Below are 18,680 nucleotides of genomic sequence, written 5' to 3'. Positions count from 1 at the left end.
CAGCACAATGATTAACATGTTATGGATTGACAAGCGTCGTTTTATTTAACATGTTATTTTTTAAAAGGGGGAGTAATTCATGCCGCATCTGTCCATCGAGTATTCACCGACGCTTGAGCGTCGCGCAGATGTTGAAGGGCTATGCCGTGCGCTGCATCAGGTGCTGCTCGAGATCGAAACCTTCCCAAACGCCGGCATTCGCATTCGCGCGCACAAGGCCGATCACGCCATCGTGGCGGACGGGCATCCAGAGAACGACTTTGTCGCCTTGACGCTGAGCGTGGGGGCAGGGCGCGACACCGCCGCGCTGAAGGCGGCGGGTGATGCGCTCTTTGCTGCCGCGCAAGCGGACCTCAGCGACCTGCTTTCGATCCCACATTTTGCCCTTTCGCTGGAAATCCGGGTGATCGACCCGGAGCTCAGCTGGAAAGACACGCCCATCCATGCCCGCCTGTCGGGCCAACCCTGAGGCACAAGATGACTGCACTCGACGACAATATTGCAAAGCTTGACGGCTACCTCGCCCGGTTCCGCGATACCGGCATTCTGAACCGCGTTGGTGGTCAAGATGTGGCCGGCAGCGCGGGAGTGTTCCAATCCACCTCTCCGGTCGACGAATCCGTGATCTGCGATGTGGCGCATGGCGCGTCCGAGGATATCGACGCCGCAGCCAAAGCCGCGCACGCCGCCTTTGCCGATTGGCGCGATATGCCTGCCACCGAGCGACGTAAGGTTCTCATCCGCATCGCCGAGGGTATCGAAGCCCGCGCCGAGGAAATCGCGCTTTGCGAATGCTGGGACACCGGACAGGCCTACAAGTTCATGTCCAAGGCGGCATTGCGCGGTGCCGAGAATTTCCGCTATTTCGCAGATCAGGTCGTGCAGGCCCGCGACGGTCAGCACCTGAAATCTCCGACTTTAATGAACATTACCACCCGCGTGCCCATTGGGCCGGTTGGGGTGATTACGCCTTGGAACACGCCCTTCATGCTGTCGACTTGGAAGATCGCGCCAGCCCTGGCAGCAGGCTGCACGGTCGTCCACAAGCCCGCCGAAGCCTCTCCCGTGACGGCGCGGCTTCTTGTTGAGGTCGCCGAGGAGGCAGGCCTGCCGCCCGGCGTTCTCAACACAGTAAATGGCTTTGGCGAAGGGGCGGGCAAAGCGCTTTGCGAGCACCCGCTGATCAAAGCCATCGCCTTTGTGGGTGAAAGCCGCACTGGCAGCCTGATCACCAAGCAAGGGGCCGATACGCTCAAGCGCAATCACCTCGAACTGGGCGGCAAGAACCCGGTGATCGTCTTTGATGATGCCGATCTGGATCGCGCTCTGGATGCGGTGATCTTCATGATCTACTCGATCAATGGCGAGCGCTGCACCTCCTCCTCGCGCCTCTTGGTGCAGGATACCATCCGGGAGGAATTCGAGGCCAAGCTGGTGGAGCGGGTGAACGCCATCAATGTGGGCCACCCGCTGGACCCGGCGACTGAGATTGGCCCGCTGGTCACCGAAGAGCACTTTAACAAAGTCACCAGCTATTTCGATATCGCCAAAGCGGACGGCGCGACCGTCGCTGCCGGTGGCGTCACAGTGGGGGATGAAGGCTACTTCGTCCGTCCGACGCTGTTCACGAACGCCAACAACCAGATGCGCATCGCGCAAGAGGAGATCTTTGGCCCGGTCCTGACGGCGATCCCCTTCAGCACCGAGGACGAGGCGCTGCAGATCGCCAACGACATCCCTTACGGCCTGACCGGATACGTCTGGACCAACGATCTGACCCGGGCCTTGCGCTTTACCGACAAGCTGGAGGCGGGGATGATCTGGGTGAATTCCGAGAATGTCCGCCACCTGCCCACGCCCTTTGGCGGGGTCAAGGCCAGCGGGATAGGCCGCGACGGAGGGGATTGGTCCTTCGAGTTTTATATGGAGCAAAAGCATATCGGCTTTGCGACTGGTCAACACAAAATTACCAAACTGGGAGCCCTCTGATGCCTGTCCCCGCACCGAACCTGTACCCCGATTTCAACACCATCCGGCTGAGCCATGTCTGCCTGAACGTCAGCGATCTGGCCGCATCGCGCAAGTTCTACACCGAGATTCTCGGCCTGCAGGTCACCGACGAGACGGACAGCCACGTCTACCTCCGCGCCATGGAAGAGCGGGGCCACCATTGCGTGATCCTGCAAAAATCCGACCAGCCCGGCACGGTCGAGGTCATGGGCTTCAAAACCTTTGACGAAGACGATCTGGACAAGGCAGAGGCCTTTTTCCAATCCAAGGGCCGTCCCACCAAATGGGTGGAGCGTGCCTATCAAGGTCGCACGCTCCTGACCTCGGACAATATGGGCATCCCGCTCGAATTCTATCACAAGATGGACAGGCTCGCGCCGATCCACCAGAAATACGCGCTTTATCGCGGGGTGAAGCCCCTGCGGATCGACCATTTCAACGTCTATAGCCATGACGTGGATGCCTCGGTGGCCTTCTACTCCGAATTCGGCTTTCGCGTGACCGAATACACCGAGGATGAAGAGAGCAAGAAGCTTTGGGCGGCCTGGATGCACCGCAAGGGTGGTGTTCACGACATGGCCTTCACCAACGGCACCGGCCCGCGCATGCACCATGTGGCCTTCTGGGTGCCGACGCCTTTGAACATCATCGACCTGCTCGATCTGATGTCGACGACCGGATACGTTGCCAACATTGAGCGCGGTCCGGGGCGGCACGGCATTTCCAATGCCTTCTTTCTCTATGTCCTCGATCCCGATGGGCACCGGATTGAGATCTATTGCTCGGATTACCAAACCGTCGATCCCGATCTTGAGCCCATCAAATGGGACCTGAAGGACCCGCAGCGCCAGACCCTTTGGGGTGCACCAGCACCCGAAAGCTGGTTCAAGCATGGGACCGCGTTCGCGGGCGTTGACCTCAAGGAGTCTGACCTGAACGCAACCCCGATCATCGCGCCATGAGCCTGGGTCTGTCCAAGCCTGAACTTCTGCGAGAGGCGGCCCTCGTGGGCGGGCAGTGGATCGCAGCAGAGGGTGCGGGCATTGCCGTCACCAATCCGGCGACGGGCGAGGCCATCGGGTATGTTCCGAACCTTGGCGCGGTGGAGACCGAGACGGCCATAGCCGCCGCTGAGGCGGCCCAGGCCGGATGGGCCGCGCGCACGGCCCGTGAGCGGAGCCAAATCCTGCGCCGCTGGTACGACCTGATGATGACCCATCAGGAGGATCTGGCCCGCATCCTGACCGCTGAACAGGGCAAACCGCTGGCTGAGGCTGCGGGCGAAATTGCCTATGGCGCGTCCTTCATCGAATGGTTTGCGGAAGAGGCGCGCCGCGCCTATGGCGACATCACGCCGGGCCATGCCCCGGACAATCGCATCCTCTCGGTCAAACAGCCAATCGGCGTCGTAGCCGCGATCACGCCTTGGAACTTTCCCAACGCCATGATCACCCGCAAGGTAGGCCCCGCGCTGGCCGCAGGCTGCGCAATGGTGCTGAAACCGGCCGCGCAGACCCCGTTTTCAGCCCTGGCGCTCGCGGTGCTTGCCGAAGAGGCAGGTGTTCCACCCGGGATATTCTCGGTCCTCACCGGCCCGTCGCGCGAGATTGGCCGCGCCATGACTGACAGCCCCGTGGTGCGCAAGCTGACCTTTACCGGCTCCACCGAAGTGGGGGCGCAGCTTTACGCCCAATGCGCGCCGACGATCAAGAAACTGGGGTTGGAACTCGGCGGCAACGCGCCCTTCATTGTCTTTGATGACGCCGATCTCGACGCGGCGGTCGAAGGCGCCGTGATCGCGAAGTTCCGCAACAATGGCCAGACCTGCGTCTGCGCCAACCGCATCTATGTGCATGCCGGGATTTACGACGCCTTCGCCGAAAAGCTCGCCGCCAAGGTCCGGACGCTGCCAACGGGCAACGGCTTTGACGCGGGCGTTGTCTTTGGCCCGCTGATCGATGACGCAGCGGTGGAGAAGGTGGCCGAACATGTAAGCGACGCGACCTCCAAGGGCGCGTCGCTGGCCTTGGGCGGCAAACGCCACGCGCTCGGCGGCACCTTCTTTGAACCCACGATCCTGACAGGTGTGACATCGGACATGGCCGTCGCGACGGAAGAGACCTTTGGCCCCGTCGCGCCACTTTTTCGGTTTGAGACCGAGGCCGAGGTGATCGCGGCAGCCAATGCCACCGAGTTTGGCCTCGCCTCTTATCTCTACAGCCGCGATCATGCCCGTGTCTGGCGTGTCTCCGAGGCGCTGGACTACGGAATGGTCGGGGTGAATACCGGGCTTGTGTCCACCGCCGAAGCCCCCTTTGGCGGGGTTAAATTGTCAGGTCTGGGACGCGAGGGCTCTCGCCACGGGCTCGATGACTATCTTGAAATCAAATATATCTGCATGGGCGGTATCGACCCTGCGTTGGAGGCCTGAATCATGCGCTTTGCTACCTATTCATCCGCGGGCGAAAACTTTTACGGCGCGGTCACCGAGACCGGCATGATCGCCCTGAACGACGCCTTCCCGGACTGGCCCACGCTTATTGATGTGATCAAGGCCCAGGGGCTTGGGGCGCTTGAGAGGGCCGCCGCTGGCCGCTCTGACACACATACGGATGTCCAGTTCGAGATGGTCCTGCCCAATGCGCCGCGTATCCTCTGCGTGGGCGTGAACTTCCCGGACCGGAACGCGGAATACAATGACGGCAGCGCCCAACCGAAATACATGTCGCTCTTTCCACGCTTTGCCTCTGGTTTTACCGGCCATGATCGCCCGCTCATCCGTCCACCGGAAAACCACACGCTCGACTATGAGGGCGAGGTGGCGATCGTGATTGGCAAAGCCGGGCGGCGGATCAGCCAAGAGGACGCCTATGATCATATCGCGGCCCTGACCATCTGCAACGAAGGCACGATCCGCGACTGGGTGCGCCACGCAAAATTCAACGTCACGCAGGGCAAGAACTGGGACCGTTCCGGCGCGATGGGCCCGTGGCTGGTGCCTTTCACCGATCCCGCGCAACTGGACGACGCGCGGATCATCACGCGCGTGAATGGCGAGGTGCGGCAGGACGATGTCCTCAGCCGCATGATGTTCCCGATCCGGCGCGAGATTGAATATATCTCGACCTTCATGACCTTGCAGCCCGGTGACATCATCGTCACGGGCACGCCCACCGGCGCGGGTGCCCGGTTCGATCCACCGCGCTATCTGGCTCCGGGCGATGTGGTCGAGGTCGAGGTGAACACCATCGGCACTCTGCGCAACACCGTCGAGGATGAGGTGGTATGACACCCGAAGATCACGCCCGCGCCGCCGATGACCTTTTGAAAGCGGAAGAGACCGGACAGCAGATCGGCCTCTTGACCAAACGCCACCCCGAGATGGGGTTGGACGATGCCTATCAGGTTCAAAAGGCGATCTACCGTGCCAAGCTGGCGCAGGGGCGCCAGGTGATCGGCTGGAAGATCGGCCTGACCTCGAAGGCGATGCAATACGCGCTGAATATCGACATCCCCGATAGCGGTATCCTCTTTGACGACATGGCCTTTGACACCGGCGCAACCGTGCCCAAGGGGCGCTTCATCCAGCCCCGCATCGAGGCAGAGATTGCCTTTGTCATGAAGGACGCCATCAGCGGCGCGGATCTGACCCGCGAGGACGTGCTGGCCGCGACCGATTTTGTGGCGCCCGCGATCGAGATCCTCGACACCCGCATCGTCCGGCAAGACCCTGATACCGGGGCGACGCGCAAGGTCTATGACACGATCAGCGACAACGCGGCCAATGCGGGCGTGGTTCTGGGCGCGGCCCGCCATCCCGCTGATATCGACCTGCGCTGGATCGGCGCCATCGTCAGCCGGGACGGCGAGGTCGAGGAAACCGGCCTTGGGGCAGGGGTGCTGAACGACCCGGTGGAAAGCGTGGTCTGGCTGGCCCGCCGCATGGCCGATTACGGGCAGGCGATTGAGCCGGGCCAGATCATCCTGTCGGGCAGCTTCATCCGCCCGGTCGAATGCCCGCCCGGCAGCGAGATTGCCGCTGATTTCGGCGGGTTCGGCTCTGTCGCCCTGTCTTTCGCCTGAAGGACGCGCCATGCCCGCACCCCGCAACCCGTTCAAGCACGCCATCGCCAAGGGAGAGCTGCAGATCGGCTGCTGGCTCGGCCTTGCCGATCCTTACATTGCCGAGATCAGCGCCGGTGCCGGCTTTGACTGGCTGCTGATCGATGCGGAGCACGCGCCGAACGACCTACGCTCGGTCGTGGCTCAGTTGCAGGTTATCTCGGGGCGGGGCAGCCATCCGATTGTTCGCCCGCCCATCGGCGATACGTGGATGATCAAGCAGTTCCTTGATGCCGGCGCGCAGACCCTGCTGATCCCGATGGTCGAGACCGCCGATCAGGCGCGCGACCTCGTCGCGGCCGTGACTTACCCGCCTCGTGGCGTACGGGGCGTCGGCTCCGCGCTGGCGCGGGCGTCTGATTTTGCTGCGATCCCGGATTACCTGACCACAGCGCGAGACGAAATCTGCCTGCTGGTGCAGGTGGAAAACCAAAAGGGGCTTCAGGCGCTCGACGATATCCTTGTCGTCGATGGCATAGATGGCGTCTTTGTCGGCCCCTCCGATCTCGCGGCTGATATGGGGTTCCTAGGCCAGGCAGGCGCGCCCGAAGTGAAGACAGCCGTCCGTGACGCAATCACAAGGATCGTTGCCTCCGGCAAGGCCGCCGGAGTGCTGACCTTGGACACCGATTTCCAGCGCCAGTGTGTGGACTTGGGCGCTCGTTTCATGGCCACCGAGATCGACGTCAGCCTTTTTGCCCGCACAATGCGGAGTGCGTCAGCCGCGGCCAGAGACCGACTCTCGGGCTCGGGCCAGGAAAACGACTGACGAAGCATACTTCGGAGAAATATACCTGATGATCCAATCTCGGATCATTCCGATCAGACAGTATCTTAGAGGTTGGGGCCAACGTCCCAAGTCGGTTTGCAGGAACTTGTGATCCATGGAGGAAGGGACATATTGCTCCACGGGATCAACTGCGTAACCGCTGAAGCTGTGCACTTTGTGTGCAAAGCAAATTTGAGGTCCGCAAAGCGGGCCATAGCAGCCACATGCGCAGACGCAGCGAATTCACACTCTGTCCGCACCACAGTCAAAAACAGCCCACCGGAAAGGTAGGCTGTTTTGTCGAGCGATTTCTAACTCAAACCTGGCGCACCGCGCCTTTGGCTGCGCTGGTGGTCAGCTTGGCATAGGCCTTGAGCGCGGTTGAGACCTTGCGTTTGCGCGGTGCTGCGGGAACCCAGCCTTTTTCGTCTTGCTCTGCGCGACGCTGGGCCAGTTCCTCATCCGACACCGCCAGGTGGATCGAGCGGTTGGGGATGTCGATCTCTATCCGGTCGCCCGGACGCACCAGACCAATCTCACCGCCTTCGGCCGCCTCGGGTGAGACATGGCCGATCGACAGGCCCGACGTGCCGCCCGAGAATCGACCATCGGTCAGCAACGCACAGGCTTTGCCCAGACCTTTGGATTTCAGATACGAGGTCGGATACAGCATTTCCTGCATGCCCGGCCCGCCGCGCGGACCTTCATAGCGGATGACGACCACATCGCCCTCTTTGACCTTGCCGGTCAGGATGTCACTGACCGCCTGGTCCTGGCTTTCGCAGACATAGGCCGAGCCGGTGAATTGAAGGATGTTTGCATCCACACCGGCGGTTTTCACGATACAGCCGTCACGCGCGATGTTGCCGAACAGAACAGCCAGACCACCGTCCTGAGAAAACGCGTGTTCCTTGGACCGGATCACGCCGCCCTTGCGGTCGGCATCCAGCTCTTTGTACCGGTTCGACTGGCTGAAGGCCTGCGTCGTGCGCACACCGCCGGGGGCTGCCTTGAACAGTTCCTGCGCCTTGGGATTGTTGGCGATCTTGATGTCCCAGTTTGCAATTGCCTCACCCATCGTTGCCGAATGGACGGTGCTGCAATCCTCGTGCAGAAGGCCCGCGCGGCTCAACTCGCCAAGGATCGAGAAAATCCCACCGGCGCGGTGGACGTCCTCCATATGGACGTTCTCGGTATTGGGGGCGACCTTGCACAGGCAGGGCACGCGGCGGCTGAGGCGGTCCATGTCGGTCATGGTGAAATCGACGCCGCCTTCGTTGGCGATGGCCAGCAGGTGCAGAACCGTATTGGTCGACCCGCCCATGGCGATATCCAGGCTCATGGCGTTCTCGAACGCGTCAAAGGTCGCGATCTCGCGCGGGAGAAAGCCTTTCTCGTCCAGGTCATAGTGCCGCTTGGTAATCTCGACAATGCGGCGGCCGGCCTCCAGGAACAGCTCTTTGCGGTCCGCGTGGGTGGCGAGCGTCGATCCGTTGCCGGGCAGGGCCAGGCCCAACGCTTCGGCCAGGCAGTTCATCGAGTTTGCCGTGAACATGCCCGAACATGACCCGCATGTGGGACAGGCGTTTTCCTCGATATGCTGAACCTGTTCATCGGTCAGCTTGTCATCGGCGGCTGCAACCATCGCATCAACAAGGTCGATCTTCTTGGCATCCAGATCGGCGATGTCGATCTTTCCGGCCTCCATCGGGCCACCCGAGACAAAGATCACGGGAATGTTCAGGCGCATGGCGGCCATCAGCATGCCCGGCGTGATCTTGTCACAGTTCGAGATGCAGACCATCGCATCGGCGCAATGGGCGTTGACCATATATTCGACCGAATCCGCGATCACCTCGCGCGAGGGCAGCGAATACAGCATTCCGTCATGGCCCATGGCGATGCCGTCATCCACGGCGATGGTGTTGAATTCCTTGGCGACACCGCCCGCCTTCTCGACCTCGCGTGCGACCATCTGGCCCAGATCCTTCAGGTGCACATGGCCCGGCACGAATTGCGTGAACGAGTTGACGATGGCAATGATCGGCTTGCCGAAATCGTCGTCGCCCATACCGGTGGCGCGCCACAGGCCGCGGGCTCCGGCCATGTTGCGGCCATGGGTGGAAGTTCTGGATCGGTACATTGGCATGATGCTGTTTCCCTTTTGCCCCGGGTTGCAATGACCGGGGTGCGTGCGTTATAGCGCACGTAACACATGTGCGTTATAACGCACAAGGGAAAACACGTTGCCGAGGCTTGCATGGACACCGATGACATAACGCTGAAACTGAGGGACGTCCGCGCCGCATCGGGGTTGAGCCTGTCAAAAGCGGCCGAGCTGACCGGCGTGAGCAAGGCCATGCTGGGCCAGATCGAGCGTGGCGAGTCGAGCCCGACCATTTCGACGCTGTGGAAAATCGCCAAGGGGTTCCAGCTGCCGCTGAGCGCCCTGATCGGCACGGATGCCCTGCGCGATACCAACGACGGCGACCTGTTCCGGACCGTAACCTTTCCCGGGAGTATCGCGGTCAAGATCGTCTTTCCCTATGATCCGGCGCTGGGCGCGGAGACCTTTCACGTCGACCTGTCGCCAAACCAGCGTTACGATTCCGCAGCCCACGCGGCAGGGGTGACCGAGGAAGTGTTCGTGTTGAATGGCACGCTTGAGGTGCTGCGCGGCGGCGATTGGGTGCCCTTGCAATCCGGGCAAGGGTTGCGGTTTGCCGCCGACCTGCCTCATGGCTATCGCGCGGGTGATGTCGGGGCTACCTTTTTGAACATGCACCATTATGTTCCGACCAATGGCCGCGATCTGGCCGCAGGTGCGCCAGCCATGGGGCCACGTCAATGATGGACGCAGTCTTGGACGGCCTGACAATCGCGGACGCGGTTGGATCATTCGGGGCCCTGATCGTTGTCGCGGCGTATTTTGCGACCCAGATGCGAATGATGAACTCGGCGGATTTGGCCTTTCCGGTGCTTAACCTTGTGGGGTCGGTGCTGATCGTTTTCTCGCTTTTGCAGAATTTCAACCTGGCGTCGATGTTGATCGAGTGTTTCTGGATCGTCATCAGCATGATCGGAATTGCGCAATTCCTGAGGTCCCGAAAGGCGGAATAGGCCCTGTTTTGAAGGTCTGTAGACCTTATCCAGTCTTGAACCCCGTACCTGCCGCGTATAGGGAAACGGCAAGCGTGCTCAGGAGAGGCTTTGATGCAGGACGATCCGAAAACACTCGTTTCCACCGAATGGCTGGCCGCACATCTCAAGAATCCGGACCTGCGGATTCTGGACGGTTCGTGGTATCTGCCGCAGCAGGGGCGCGATGCGCGGGCTGAATATGACGCGGGCCATATACCGGGGGCGCGTTTCTTCGATATCGACGATATTTCCGACCAACGCTCGGATCTTCCGCACATGGCCCCTCCGGTCGAAAAGTTCATGTCGCGCATGCGTGCGCTGGGCGTCGGGGACGGGCATCAGATCGTCGTCTATGACGGCGCCGGGCTGATGTCTGCGGCGCGTGTCTGGTGGCTGTTCCGGCTGATGGGTCAGGAAAATATCGCGGTTCTGGATGGCGGTATGCCCAAATGGCAGGCCGAAGGGCACGAGGTCGAGGACCTGCCGCCGGTCATTCGGGACCGGCACATGATGGTCCGGGTGCAGAACCACCTGGTGCGCGACGTCACGCAAGTGTCTGCGGCGGCCAAACTGGCCGATCACGAGATTATCGACGCCCGTTCGGCCAGCCGCTTTGCCGGGGCCGAGCCGGAACCGCGCGAAGGATTGCGGTCGGGTCACATTCCGGGGGCGCGCAACGTGCCCTTTGGGGATCTGCTGAACAAGGACGGCACGATGAAGTCGCCCAAGGATTGCCGCGCCGTGTTCGAGGCCGCGGGCGTAAACCTGTCCAAACCCGCGATCACGACCTGCGGGTCCGGTGTAACGGCCGCGATCCTGAGCCTTGCGCTTGAACGCATCGGCAAGAAAGACCATTCGCTTTATGACGGCTCCTGGGCGGAATGGGGTGCCTTCCCGACCCTGCCCGTCGCAACCGGAGAGACCTGATGTTCCACAACCTCAAACCGCAGCCCGCCGACAAGATCCTGGCGCTGATGCAGATGTACCGCGAAGACCCGCGTGATCAAAAGATCGACCTGGGTGTCGGCGTCTACAAGAATGCCGAGGGCGTGACGCCCGTGATGCGCGCGGTCAAGGCCGCTGAACAGCGGATCTGGGAAGAGCAGGAAACCAAAGCCTATACCGGTCTGGCAGGTGACCCGGCCTATGCTGATGCGATGATCGGCCTGATCCTCGGCGACGCAGTACCGCGCGCCAATATCGCGGCCGTGGCCACACCGGGTGGCACCGGGGCCTGCCGCCAGGCGTTCGAGCTGATCCGCATGGCCAATCCGACGGCCCGGGTCTTTGTTTCGAACCCGACCTGGCCCAACCACCTGTCGATCCTGAACTATCTTGGGATCGAGACCGTCCCCTATCGTTACTTCGATGGCGAGACACGCGGCGTCGATTTCGACGGTATGATCGAGGATCTGAATTCCGCCAATGCGGGCGATGTCGTGTTGCTGCATGGCTGTTGCCACAACCCGACAGGGGCCAACCTGAACATGGTGCAGTGGCAAGAGGTTGTGAACGTGATCAACGCGCGCGGCCTGGTTGCGATGATCGACATTGCCTACCAGGGGTTTGGCGACGGCCTGGAAGAAGACGCGCAGGCCACTCGGCTTGTTGCGTCCTCGGTCAAGCATTGCCTGATCGCGGCGTCCTGTTCCAAGAATTTCGGCGTCTACCGTGAACGCACCGGCCTGTTGATGGCCATCAGCGCCGATGCCGGGCAGACGGGGCTGAACCAGGATACGCTGGCATTCCTGAACCGGCAGAACTATTCGTTCCCGCCGGATCATGGCGCGCGCGTTGTGACCACGATCCTGACTGATGACGCCCTGCGCGCCGAATGGCAGGCCGAATTGGAAGAGGTCCGCCTGTCGATGCTAGGCCTGCGCCAACAGTTGGCGGACGAATTGCAGCGCCTCAGCGGCTCTGACCGGTTCGGCTTTATCGCGCAGCACCGTGGCATGTTCTCGCGTTTGGGCGCGGCACCGGAACTGGTCGAAAAGCTGCGCGTTGATCACGGGATCTACATGGTTGGCGACAGCCGCCTGAACATTGCCGGGCTGAATGCCAGCTCGGTGCCGATCCTGGCAAAGGCGATCATCGACGTCGGCGTCTGACCCAGACCACCGGACAAAAGAAGGGCCGCGCAGATTTGCGCGGCCTTTTTCTTTGCATCACCCAAAGAAAAGGCCGGGCGCGAACGCCCGGCCGTAAAGTGTTTTTCTCTGGTCTTAGCCCTTCGAGAATTCAGGGTAGGCTTCCATACCCAGCTCGCCCATGTCCAGGCCGTTGATCTCTTCTTCTTCGCCAACCCGCAGGCCAACAGTTGCCTTGAGGATCGAGAAGAGGATGAAGCTGACCACGAAGACAAAGATGCCGATGGCAGCAAAGCCGATGATCTGGGTCACAAAGTTCGCATCACCGTTGGTCCATGCGACGATGAATGTCCCCCAGAAACCCGCGATCAGGTGAACCGGGATGGCACCGACAACGTCGTCGATCTTCATCTTGTCCAGCATCGGAACGGTGAAGACCACGATCACGCCACCGATTGCACCGATGATCAGCGCCTGGAACAGCGACGGGGCCAGCGGTTCGGCGGTGATCGAAACCAGGCCGGCCAGAGCGCCGTTCAGAACCATGGTCAGGTCAACCTTGCCGTACAGAACCTGTGTCAGGATCAGCGCGGCAACAGCACCGGCAGCAGCGGCCATGTTGGTATTGGCGAAGATACGGCTGATGTCGGCCATGTCACCGATGGTGCCCATTGCCAGTTGCGAACCGCCGTTGAAGCCGAACCAACCCAGCCACAGGATGAATGTACCCAGGGTTGCCAGCGCCAGGTTCGAACCCGGGATCGGAACAACCTTGCCGTCCTTGTTGTATTTGCCGATACGCGGGCCCAGCACGATGGCACCGGCCAGCGCTGCGAAACCACCTGCGGCGTGCACCAGGGTCGAGCCTGCGAAGTCGCTGAAGCCCATTTCGGACAACCAGCCGCCGCCCCACTGCCAGGACGCCTCGATCGGGTAGATGATGCCGGTCAGGACGATCACGAAGATGAAGAACGGCCACAGCTTGATGCGCTCGGCCACGGTGCCCGAAACGATCGACGCGGTGGTAGCGCAGAACATCAGCTGAAAGAAAAAGTCCGAACCGACCGACGCATAATCCAGCGCGGTTTCGGTGTCTGCCAGGCCTACCGGCTCAAGCGAGGTGGGCGCGATTGCACCGAAGATGCCGGGGATGATCCAGGCATCGCCGGGATACATCAGGTTGAAGCCGACCAGCCAGTACATGATGGCGGCGAACGAAAACAGGCCCATGTTCTTGACCAGCTGCATGGCGACGTTCTTGGAACGCACCAGGCCGGCTTCGAGCATGGCAAAGCCCGCGGCCATCCAGAACACCAGGAAACCGCCAACCAGGAACAGCAGCGATGTCAGGATATATTGCGTGTGTTGCGCGGTCTCGCCGGTTGCGGCGGCCTCTTGCGCAAGACCCATCTGCGGCAGCGCGACAATCGCGGCGGCAGGGATGAGAGATTTCATCAGGTTCATTGTCAGTCCTCGAATGATTGTGGGTTGAGGGCGCTTACAGCGCTTCCTCGTTCGTTTCCCCGGTCCGCACGCGCATGGCCTGCTCGACATCGAGGACGAAAATCTTGCCGTCACCGATCTTGCCGGTCTTGGCGGTGTTGGTGATGGTTTCGACGATCTGGTCGGCCATCGCGGCAGGTACCACGATTTCCAGTTTGATCTTGGGTACGAAGTTCACGGCGTATTCGGCCCCACGATAGATTTCTGTGTGACCCGATTGCGAGCCGAAGCCCTTGATTTCGGTCACCATCATGCCGCGCACGCCAGCTTCGGTCAGTGCTTCGCGCACCTCCTCCAGCTTGAACGGCTTGATTGTCGCAATGATCAGTTTCACGTTTGTCCCCTCTACTACTCCGGCCATACCGGTCCATTTGCATCTGCAGAAAAAGAACGTGACCAAGCCCTTTAAGGAACGGATTCGGCGGCAAAGCGGCGCGGAAAACATCGCAAAGTTGCACATTTTTTGCACAAACGATGTGTTTTGATTATTAATTGGGCAAATTGCGAAGGGGAAATCGGCGAATTTCACACCTCTACATAGTCGTGCGACCGAGGTATTGTGCGGCAAAAGAACAAGCGGGCAGAATTTGAGCATGACTGAGTCCAAGCGTCGCAAGCCGCCACTTGTCGCGGATAAACGGTATCCTTCGGGCGCCCGTAAAAAGGCGTCGCCCAAGCGTTCGACAAAGCCTGCGGGCAAGAAATCCGTGGCGCGCAAGACCAGCACCCGCAAGACCGGGCGCAAGACCACCCGTAAAAGATCGGGTGGCGGCGGTGGCCGGGGCAAGGGCGGGATCTTTCGCCGCCTTTTGCGCTGGATCACGCGCCTTGTCTGGGGGCTGACCTGGCGCGTCGGTGCCATTGCCGGGCTTTTGATCGCGTTGGCGGTGGGTGTCGTTTACACGTCGCTCCCCGATCTTGACGCGCTGCTGGACGGTCGCGCGCGCGGATCGGTTACCCTGTTGGACCGCGATGGCAAGGTCTTTGCCTGGCGCGGCGACCAGTTTGGCGGGGTGATTACCGCCGATACCGTGTCGCCGCACCTCAAGAACGCGGTGGTCGCAACCGAGGACAAGCGTTTCTATCGGCATTTCGGGGTCAGCCCGCGCGGTGTTGCAAGTGCGGTTCGGATCAACCTGAGCGAGGGCCGCGGGCCGCTTTCGGGCCATGGCGGGTCCACGATCACGCAACAGACGGCAAAGCTGCTGTGCCTTGGCGTGCCCTATGTCCCCGGTGAATGGGAATCGGAGGCAGCCTATGAGGCCGACTGCCGGCAGGGTTCGCTGTGGCGCAAGGCCAAGGAAGCGATCTATGCCATCGCGATGGAGGTCAAGTATTCAAAGGACGAGGTTCTGACCGTCTATTTGAACCGTGCATTCCTGGGGGCCGGTGCGCGCGGGTTCGAAGCCGCAAGCCAGCGCTATTTCGGTAAATCCGCCGCCGAGGTGAACCCGGCCGAAGCAGCGATGCTGGCCGGGCTTCTGGTGGCGCCGACCCGCTATGCCCCGACCAACAACCTGCAGCGTTCGCAGGATCGGGCCAGGCTGGTGGTCGGGTTGATGGAGGATCAGGGCTATTTGACCACGGAACAGGCCGCCACGGCACGCAACAACCCGGCGCAATTGTCCGAAGCTGCGGCGGCGCGGGCGGGCGGATATTTTGCTGACTGGGTCATGGCCAGCGGGCCCGAGTTCTTTACGCGCAACACGACCGAGGACGTTGTCATCCGCACGACGCTGGATCAGCGGCTGCAGAAATCCGCGGAAGAGGCGCTGAAATATATCTTCCAGGAGAAGGTTCGCGAAGGATCAAAGGCGCAGGCGGCGATTGTCGTGATGTCGGCGGATGGGGCGGTGCGGGCCATGGTCGGCGGGCGCAAGACACGGGTCTCGGGTGCGTTCAACCGCGCGACGCAGGCGTTGCGCCAGACCGGATCGTCGTTCAAGCCCTTTGTCTATGCCACCGCGCTTGAGTTGGGGTATTCGCCGCTGGATACCGTCATGGATGAACCCTATTGCGTCGATATTCCCGGATCGGGCCAGTGGTGCCCCAAGAACTATACCAACAAGTTCTATGGGCGCGTCACGCTGGCGGATGCCCTGAAAAACTCGTTGAACATCCCCGCCGTCAAAGTCGCCGAGATTTCGGGTCTGGACAATGTCCGCACGGTCACCAGCGAATTCGGTATCGAAAGTGACCTGGCGCAGGGTCCGGCCCTGGCGCTGGGCGCGTCCGAAAGCACGCTGATTGAAATGACCGGCGCCTATGCGGGCATTCTGAACGGGGGGTCGTCGGTTGAACCTTACGGTCTGACCGAGCTGAAGCTGCTGGGCGACGACACTCCGGTCATGGTGACGACAACCGGGATTGGCGAGCGCGTGATCCGGGAAGACGCCGCGCGGCAATTGACCTGGATGATGGAGCGCGTGGTTTCCGAAGGGACCGGCCAACGGGCCAAGCTGCCCGGTTGGCAGGTCGCGGGCAAAACCGGAACGACCCAGGCGGCGCGGGATGCCTGGTTCATCGGGTTCACCGCCGACTATGTGGCGGGTGTCTGGATGGGGTATGACGACAACACGCCCTTGTCAGGCGTGACTGGCGGCGGTCTTCCGGCGGAAATCTGGAAAGAGACCATGCTGCGCGTGACCGATGGCATGACGCCCTCGCCGCTGCCTATGCTGGCCCCCGAACCGCCGGTGCGTACCGCACAGCCCAATAACACGCGTCGTCGTCGGCAAGGCGGCGGCGGTTTCGCGCAGGCGGTGGATAATTTGCTAAAGGATATCTTTGGCGGAAACTGACGCCCTGGTGCGGTTGGGCGGCGCGTGCTGCGCCGCCCGTATCGGGGTCAGAGGCTGGTGTCCAGCGCGGCGATGATCGCATCGCCCATTTCCGTGGTCGAAACGGGCGCGACGCCCTCTTCGGCCAGCAGGTCCGCGGTGCGCACACCATCGGCCAGCACTTTTTCGATGGCGGTTTCCAGGCGCGATGCCTCGTCACCCTGGTCAAAGCTGTAGCGCAGCGCCATGGCAAAGCTGAGGATACAGGCAATGGGGTTGGCCTTGCCCTGTCCCGCAATGTCGGGGGCCGAGCCGTGGACCGGTTCATACATCGCCTTGGGGCGGCCATTGGCCATCGGCGCACCCAAGGACGCCGAGGGCAGCATGCCAAGGCTGCCGGTCAGCATCGCCGCACAATCCGACAGGATATCGCCAAACAGGTTGTCGGTGACGATCACGTCGAATTGCTTGGGCGCACGCACCAGCTGCATCGCGCCATTGTCGGCATACATGTGGGTCACTTCGACCTCGGGGTAATCCTTGGCGACCTCGTTGACGACGTCACGCCACAGGATGCCCGATTCCATGACGTTGGCTTTTTCCATCGAACACAGCTTTTTGTTCCGGCGCATCGCCAGCTCAAAGGCCGAGCGCGCGGCGCGTTCAATCTCGGATTCGGTATAACGCTGGGTGTTGATGCCCACGCGTTCATTGCCTTCCTCAAAAATGCCGCGCGGCTCGCCGAAATAGACGCCCGAGGTCAGCTCGCGCACGATCATGATATCCAGACCGGCCACGATGTCCTTTTTCAGCGACGAGAAATCGGCCAGGGCGTCAAAGCACTGGGCCGGGCGCAGGTTCGAATACAGGTCCATTTCCTTGCGCAGGCGCAGCAGGCCGCGCTCGGGCTTTACGCTGAAATCCAGATCGTCGTATTTCGGGCCGCCAACGGCGCCCAGCAGAACCGCGTCGACCTCTTGCGCTTTGGCCATGGTTTCGTCCGACAGGGGCTTGCCATGGGCGTCATAGGCGGCACCGCCGACCAGATCCTCGCTCACGTCGAATTCCAGGCCACGGTTTGCACCGAACCAGTCGATTACGCGGCGCACTTCGGCCATGACTTCCGGGCCAATTCCGTCTCCGGGCAGGATGAGGAGCGAGGGGTTGGACATGAAGGATCTCCTTGCGATTTGACAGCACAGGCCCTAGCGCCTGTACCGCAAAGGGTCAATGAGACCTTCCCGCCAAATCCATCGGAATGGGCATTCCAGCCGGGAAATCCACCGATGTGAACCGGCGAATTGAACCCGAGGTGCCGGTCAGACGGGTTTTAGGCTTGGTTTAAGCCCCTCGGCCAACAGGTCCCAGACCCGGCGGATGCGGGGCGTTTGCCGCATCGCCTGGGGCGCGGCCAGCCAGACAGGCAGAACCGGGATGTCGACATCAAACGATAACAGCTCGACCAACGGATCGGCCAGGGCCACCTGAACCTGGCTGAAACCGATCCCGCAGCCGGCGCGGACCAGTTCCCAATAGACGCTTTGCAGATCGCAGCGGGTGGCGAAATCCTTGCGGCTTGCGGGCCACCCTTTTTCTCGCATGGCGGCGATGATCTGCGGGTTGGCGTCGAACCCCACCAGATCGTGCGAGAACAGGTCTTCGGGCGACGTCGGACGTCCGGCCCTGTCCAGATAGGACCGGGCCGCGCAGAAACACAGCGGCACGTCACCGATGAACCGGGTCACGATATCGGCCTGCTGCGACCGGAACATGCGGATGGCAATATCGGCCTCGCGGAACAACAGGTTCTCGGCGGCGTCGGTCGCGACGATATCCAACTGGATGGCTGGTTCGGCCTGACGAATCTGGGCAATGATGGGTGGCAGGATGTGATGCGCCATGAAAACGGACGCGGTGATCCGCACCGACCCTTCAAGCTGCTGCGCCTGCCCGGCGGCTGTCAGGTTCAGGTCGTTCATGGCGGCGTGCATCTGCCGGGCCATCGGTATCAGCCGTTCGCCGATCGGGCTCAGCCTGAGCCCGCGCGCATGTCGTTCGAACAACGAAACATCCAGAACCTGTTCAAGAGACTGAATCTGACGGCCAAGCGTCGGCTGGCTGCGTCCCAATTCGCGGGCAGCGGCAGACAACGAGCCTGTTTCGGCCACGGCCAAAAAGCTTTGGATCAGTGACCAGTCGGAAAGGGCAAGTGATTTATCCATACGCAAATGAATACATGATCTGCGTTTTCCGGCAATTCCATTT

Annotated in this window: 17 protein-coding genes; 12 read left to right on the top strand and 5 right to left on the bottom strand. The window is 61.4% G+C overall.

Going from position 1 to position 18,680, the window contains the following annotated elements:
* The first annotated feature begins 79 nt into the window (after positions 1 to 79).
* Genes ACXAG8_RS13685 through ACXAG8_RS13655 form a run of 7 tightly spaced genes read left to right on the top strand, consistent with a single transcriptional unit; the run spans position 80 to position 6,901 of the window.
* Positions 80 to 469, top strand: coding sequence for a 5-carboxymethyl-2-hydroxymuconate isomerase (locus tag ACXAG8_RS13685; protein ID WP_475226444.1), 390 nt, complete (start codon positions 80 to 82; stop codon positions 467 to 469).
* Positions 470 to 477: 8 nt separating this feature from the next.
* A complete protein-coding gene (hpaE, locus tag ACXAG8_RS13680; protein WP_475226440.1) occupies positions 478 to 1,989 on the top strand; it encodes a 5-carboxymethyl-2-hydroxymuconate semialdehyde dehydrogenase in 1,512 nt (503 codons plus the stop codon).
* Entirely contained in the window at positions 1,989 to 2,972 is a 984-nt protein-coding gene (gene hpaD / locus ACXAG8_RS13675) for a 3,4-dihydroxyphenylacetate 2,3-dioxygenase (RefSeq protein ID WP_475226436.1), read from the top strand. The genes hpaE and hpaD overlap by 1 nt, the downstream gene beginning before the upstream one ends.
* On the top strand, positions 2,969 to 4,441 hold the full coding sequence (locus ACXAG8_RS13670; RefSeq protein ID WP_475226432.1) for an NAD-dependent succinate-semialdehyde dehydrogenase: 1,473 nt from the start codon (positions 2,969 to 2,971) through the stop codon (positions 4,439 to 4,441). Before hpaD ends, ACXAG8_RS13670 begins: the two co-directional genes overlap by 4 nt.
* A gap of 3 nt (positions 4,442 to 4,444) precedes the next feature.
* Positions 4,445 to 5,299: a fumarylacetoacetate hydrolase family protein gene (locus ACXAG8_RS13665; protein WP_475226429.1), complete on the top strand. Its 855-nt coding sequence runs from the start codon at positions 4,445 to 4,447 to the stop codon at positions 5,297 to 5,299.
* The gene (hpaH, locus tag ACXAG8_RS13660) at positions 5,296 to 6,093 is read left to right on the top strand and encodes a 2-oxo-hept-4-ene-1,7-dioate hydratase (protein WP_475226424.1); all 798 of its coding nucleotides are present in this window, start codon (positions 5,296 to 5,298) and stop codon (positions 6,091 to 6,093) included. Before ACXAG8_RS13665 ends, hpaH begins: the two co-directional genes overlap by 4 nt.
* 10 nt (positions 6,094 to 6,103) lie before the next feature.
* The gene (locus tag ACXAG8_RS13655; RefSeq protein ID WP_475226420.1) at positions 6,104 to 6,901 is read left to right on the top strand and encodes an aldolase/citrate lyase family protein; all 798 of its coding nucleotides are present in this window, start codon (positions 6,104 to 6,106) and stop codon (positions 6,899 to 6,901) included.
* Between the two features lie 316 nt (positions 6,902 to 7,217).
* On the opposite strand, the gene ilvD is transcribed toward ACXAG8_RS13655, so the two are convergent.
* The gene (gene ilvD / locus ACXAG8_RS13650) at positions 7,218 to 9,050 is read right to left on the bottom strand and encodes a dihydroxy-acid dehydratase (protein ID WP_475226412.1); all 1,833 of its coding nucleotides are present in this window, start codon (positions 9,048 to 9,050) and stop codon (positions 7,218 to 7,220) included.
* A gap of 111 nt (positions 9,051 to 9,161) precedes the next feature.
* Here ilvD and ACXAG8_RS13645 point away from each other — a divergent pair, with 111 nt between their 5' ends.
* The 4 genes from ACXAG8_RS13645 to ACXAG8_RS13630 all read left to right on the top strand — a co-directional run bounded on the left by ACXAG8_RS13645 (position 9,162) and on the right by ACXAG8_RS13630 (position 12,153).
* Positions 9,162 to 9,752, top strand: a complete 591-nt coding sequence (locus ACXAG8_RS13645; protein ID WP_475226409.1) for a helix-turn-helix domain-containing protein — start codon at positions 9,162 to 9,164, stop codon at positions 9,750 to 9,752.
* Positions 9,749 to 10,021, top strand: coding sequence for a CBU_0592 family membrane protein (locus ACXAG8_RS13640; protein ID WP_475226406.1), 273 nt, complete (start codon positions 9,749 to 9,751; stop codon positions 10,019 to 10,021). Before ACXAG8_RS13645 ends, ACXAG8_RS13640 begins: the two co-directional genes overlap by 4 nt.
* Positions 10,022 to 10,114: 93 nt before the next feature.
* The gene (gene sseA / locus ACXAG8_RS13635; protein ID WP_475226400.1) at positions 10,115 to 10,969 is read left to right on the top strand and encodes a 3-mercaptopyruvate sulfurtransferase; all 855 of its coding nucleotides are present in this window, start codon (positions 10,115 to 10,117) and stop codon (positions 10,967 to 10,969) included.
* Positions 10,969 to 12,153 (top strand): amino acid aminotransferase, encoded by a 1,185-nt coding sequence (locus ACXAG8_RS13630; protein ID WP_475226394.1) that lies wholly within the window; start codon positions 10,969 to 10,971, stop codon positions 12,151 to 12,153. The genes sseA and ACXAG8_RS13630 overlap by 1 nt, the downstream gene beginning before the upstream one ends.
* A 114-nt stretch (positions 12,154 to 12,267) precedes the next feature.
* Here the strand turns inward: ACXAG8_RS13630 and ACXAG8_RS13625 are convergent, their stop codons facing one another.
* Entirely contained in the window at positions 12,268 to 13,596 is a 1,329-nt protein-coding gene (locus tag ACXAG8_RS13625; protein WP_475226388.1) for an ammonium transporter, read from the bottom strand.
* A gap of 34 nt (positions 13,597 to 13,630) precedes the next feature.
* The gene (locus ACXAG8_RS13620; RefSeq protein WP_475226385.1) at positions 13,631 to 13,969 is read right to left on the bottom strand and encodes a P-II family nitrogen regulator; all 339 of its coding nucleotides are present in this window, start codon (positions 13,967 to 13,969) and stop codon (positions 13,631 to 13,633) included.
* Positions 13,970 to 14,228: 259 nt separating this feature from the next.
* On the opposite strand from ACXAG8_RS13620, the gene ACXAG8_RS13615 reads away from it, so the two are divergent.
* Positions 14,229 to 16,436, top strand: a complete 2,208-nt coding sequence (locus tag ACXAG8_RS13615) for a transglycosylase domain-containing protein (RefSeq protein ID WP_475226381.1) — start codon at positions 14,229 to 14,231, stop codon at positions 16,434 to 16,436.
* 47 nt (positions 16,437 to 16,483) lie between these two features.
* Here ACXAG8_RS13615 and leuB read toward each other — a convergent pair whose 3' ends face one another.
* Complete coding sequence (leuB, locus tag ACXAG8_RS13610; protein WP_475226376.1) at positions 16,484 to 17,587, bottom strand: 3-isopropylmalate dehydrogenase; 1,104 nt, start codon at positions 17,585 to 17,587, stop codon at positions 16,484 to 16,486.
* 147 nt (positions 17,588 to 17,734) lie between these two features.
* Positions 17,735 to 18,637 carry a LysR family transcriptional regulator gene (locus tag ACXAG8_RS13605; protein ID WP_475226371.1) on the bottom strand — a complete coding sequence of 301 codons (903 nt, stop codon included), beginning with the start codon at positions 18,635 to 18,637 and terminating at the stop codon, positions 17,735 to 17,737.
* Between the last annotated feature and the right edge of the window lie 43 nt (positions 18,638 to 18,680).

This window comes from Ruegeria sp. ABD4_443 (genome assembly GCF_056160865.1).
The sequence above is the reverse complement of the archived record's forward strand: the minus strand, read 5'-3'. Positions and strand labels throughout refer to the sequence as shown.

Bases quoted from the DNA above. Each gene is read 5' to 3' on its own strand.
- ACXAG8_RS13615 (WP_475226381.1), top strand. From the start codon at position 14,229: ATGACTGAGTCCAAGCGTCGCAAGCCGCCACTTGTCGCGGATAAACGG.
- hpaD (WP_475226436.1), top strand. From the start codon at position 1,989: ATGCCTGTCCCCGCACCGAACCTGTACCCCGATTTCAACACCATCCGG.
- leuB (WP_475226376.1), bottom strand. From the start codon at position 17,587: ATGTCCAACCCCTCGCTCCTCATCCTGCCCGGAGACGGAATTGGCCCG.
- ACXAG8_RS13645 (WP_475226409.1), top strand. From the start codon at position 9,162: ATGGACACCGATGACATAACGCTGAAACTGAGGGACGTCCGCGCCGCA.
- ACXAG8_RS13640 (WP_475226406.1), top strand. From the start codon at position 9,749: ATGATGGACGCAGTCTTGGACGGCCTGACAATCGCGGACGCGGTTGGA.
- sseA (WP_475226400.1), top strand. From the start codon at position 10,115: ATGCAGGACGATCCGAAAACACTCGTTTCCACCGAATGGCTGGCCGCA.
- hpaE (WP_475226440.1), top strand. From the start codon at position 478: ATGACTGCACTCGACGACAATATTGCAAAGCTTGACGGCTACCTCGCC.
- ACXAG8_RS13605 (WP_475226371.1), bottom strand. From the start codon at position 18,637: ATGGATAAATCACTTGCCCTTTCCGACTGGTCACTGATCCAAAGCTTT.
- ACXAG8_RS13665 (WP_475226429.1), top strand. From the start codon at position 4,445: ATGCGCTTTGCTACCTATTCATCCGCGGGCGAAAACTTTTACGGCGCG.
- ACXAG8_RS13655 (WP_475226420.1), top strand. From the start codon at position 6,104: ATGCCCGCACCCCGCAACCCGTTCAAGCACGCCATCGCCAAGGGAGAG.
- ilvD (WP_475226412.1), bottom strand. From the start codon at position 9,050: ATGCCAATGTACCGATCCAGAACTTCCACCCATGGCCGCAACATGGCC.
- ACXAG8_RS13670 (WP_475226432.1), top strand. From the start codon at position 2,969: ATGAGCCTGGGTCTGTCCAAGCCTGAACTTCTGCGAGAGGCGGCCCTC.
- ACXAG8_RS13685 (WP_475226444.1), top strand. From the start codon at position 80: ATGCCGCATCTGTCCATCGAGTATTCACCGACGCTTGAGCGTCGCGCA.
- hpaH (WP_475226424.1), top strand. From the start codon at position 5,296: ATGACACCCGAAGATCACGCCCGCGCCGCCGATGACCTTTTGAAAGCG.
- ACXAG8_RS13630 (WP_475226394.1), top strand. From the start codon at position 10,969: ATGTTCCACAACCTCAAACCGCAGCCCGCCGACAAGATCCTGGCGCTG.
- ACXAG8_RS13625 (WP_475226388.1), bottom strand. From the start codon at position 13,596: ATGAACCTGATGAAATCTCTCATCCCTGCCGCCGCGATTGTCGCGCTG.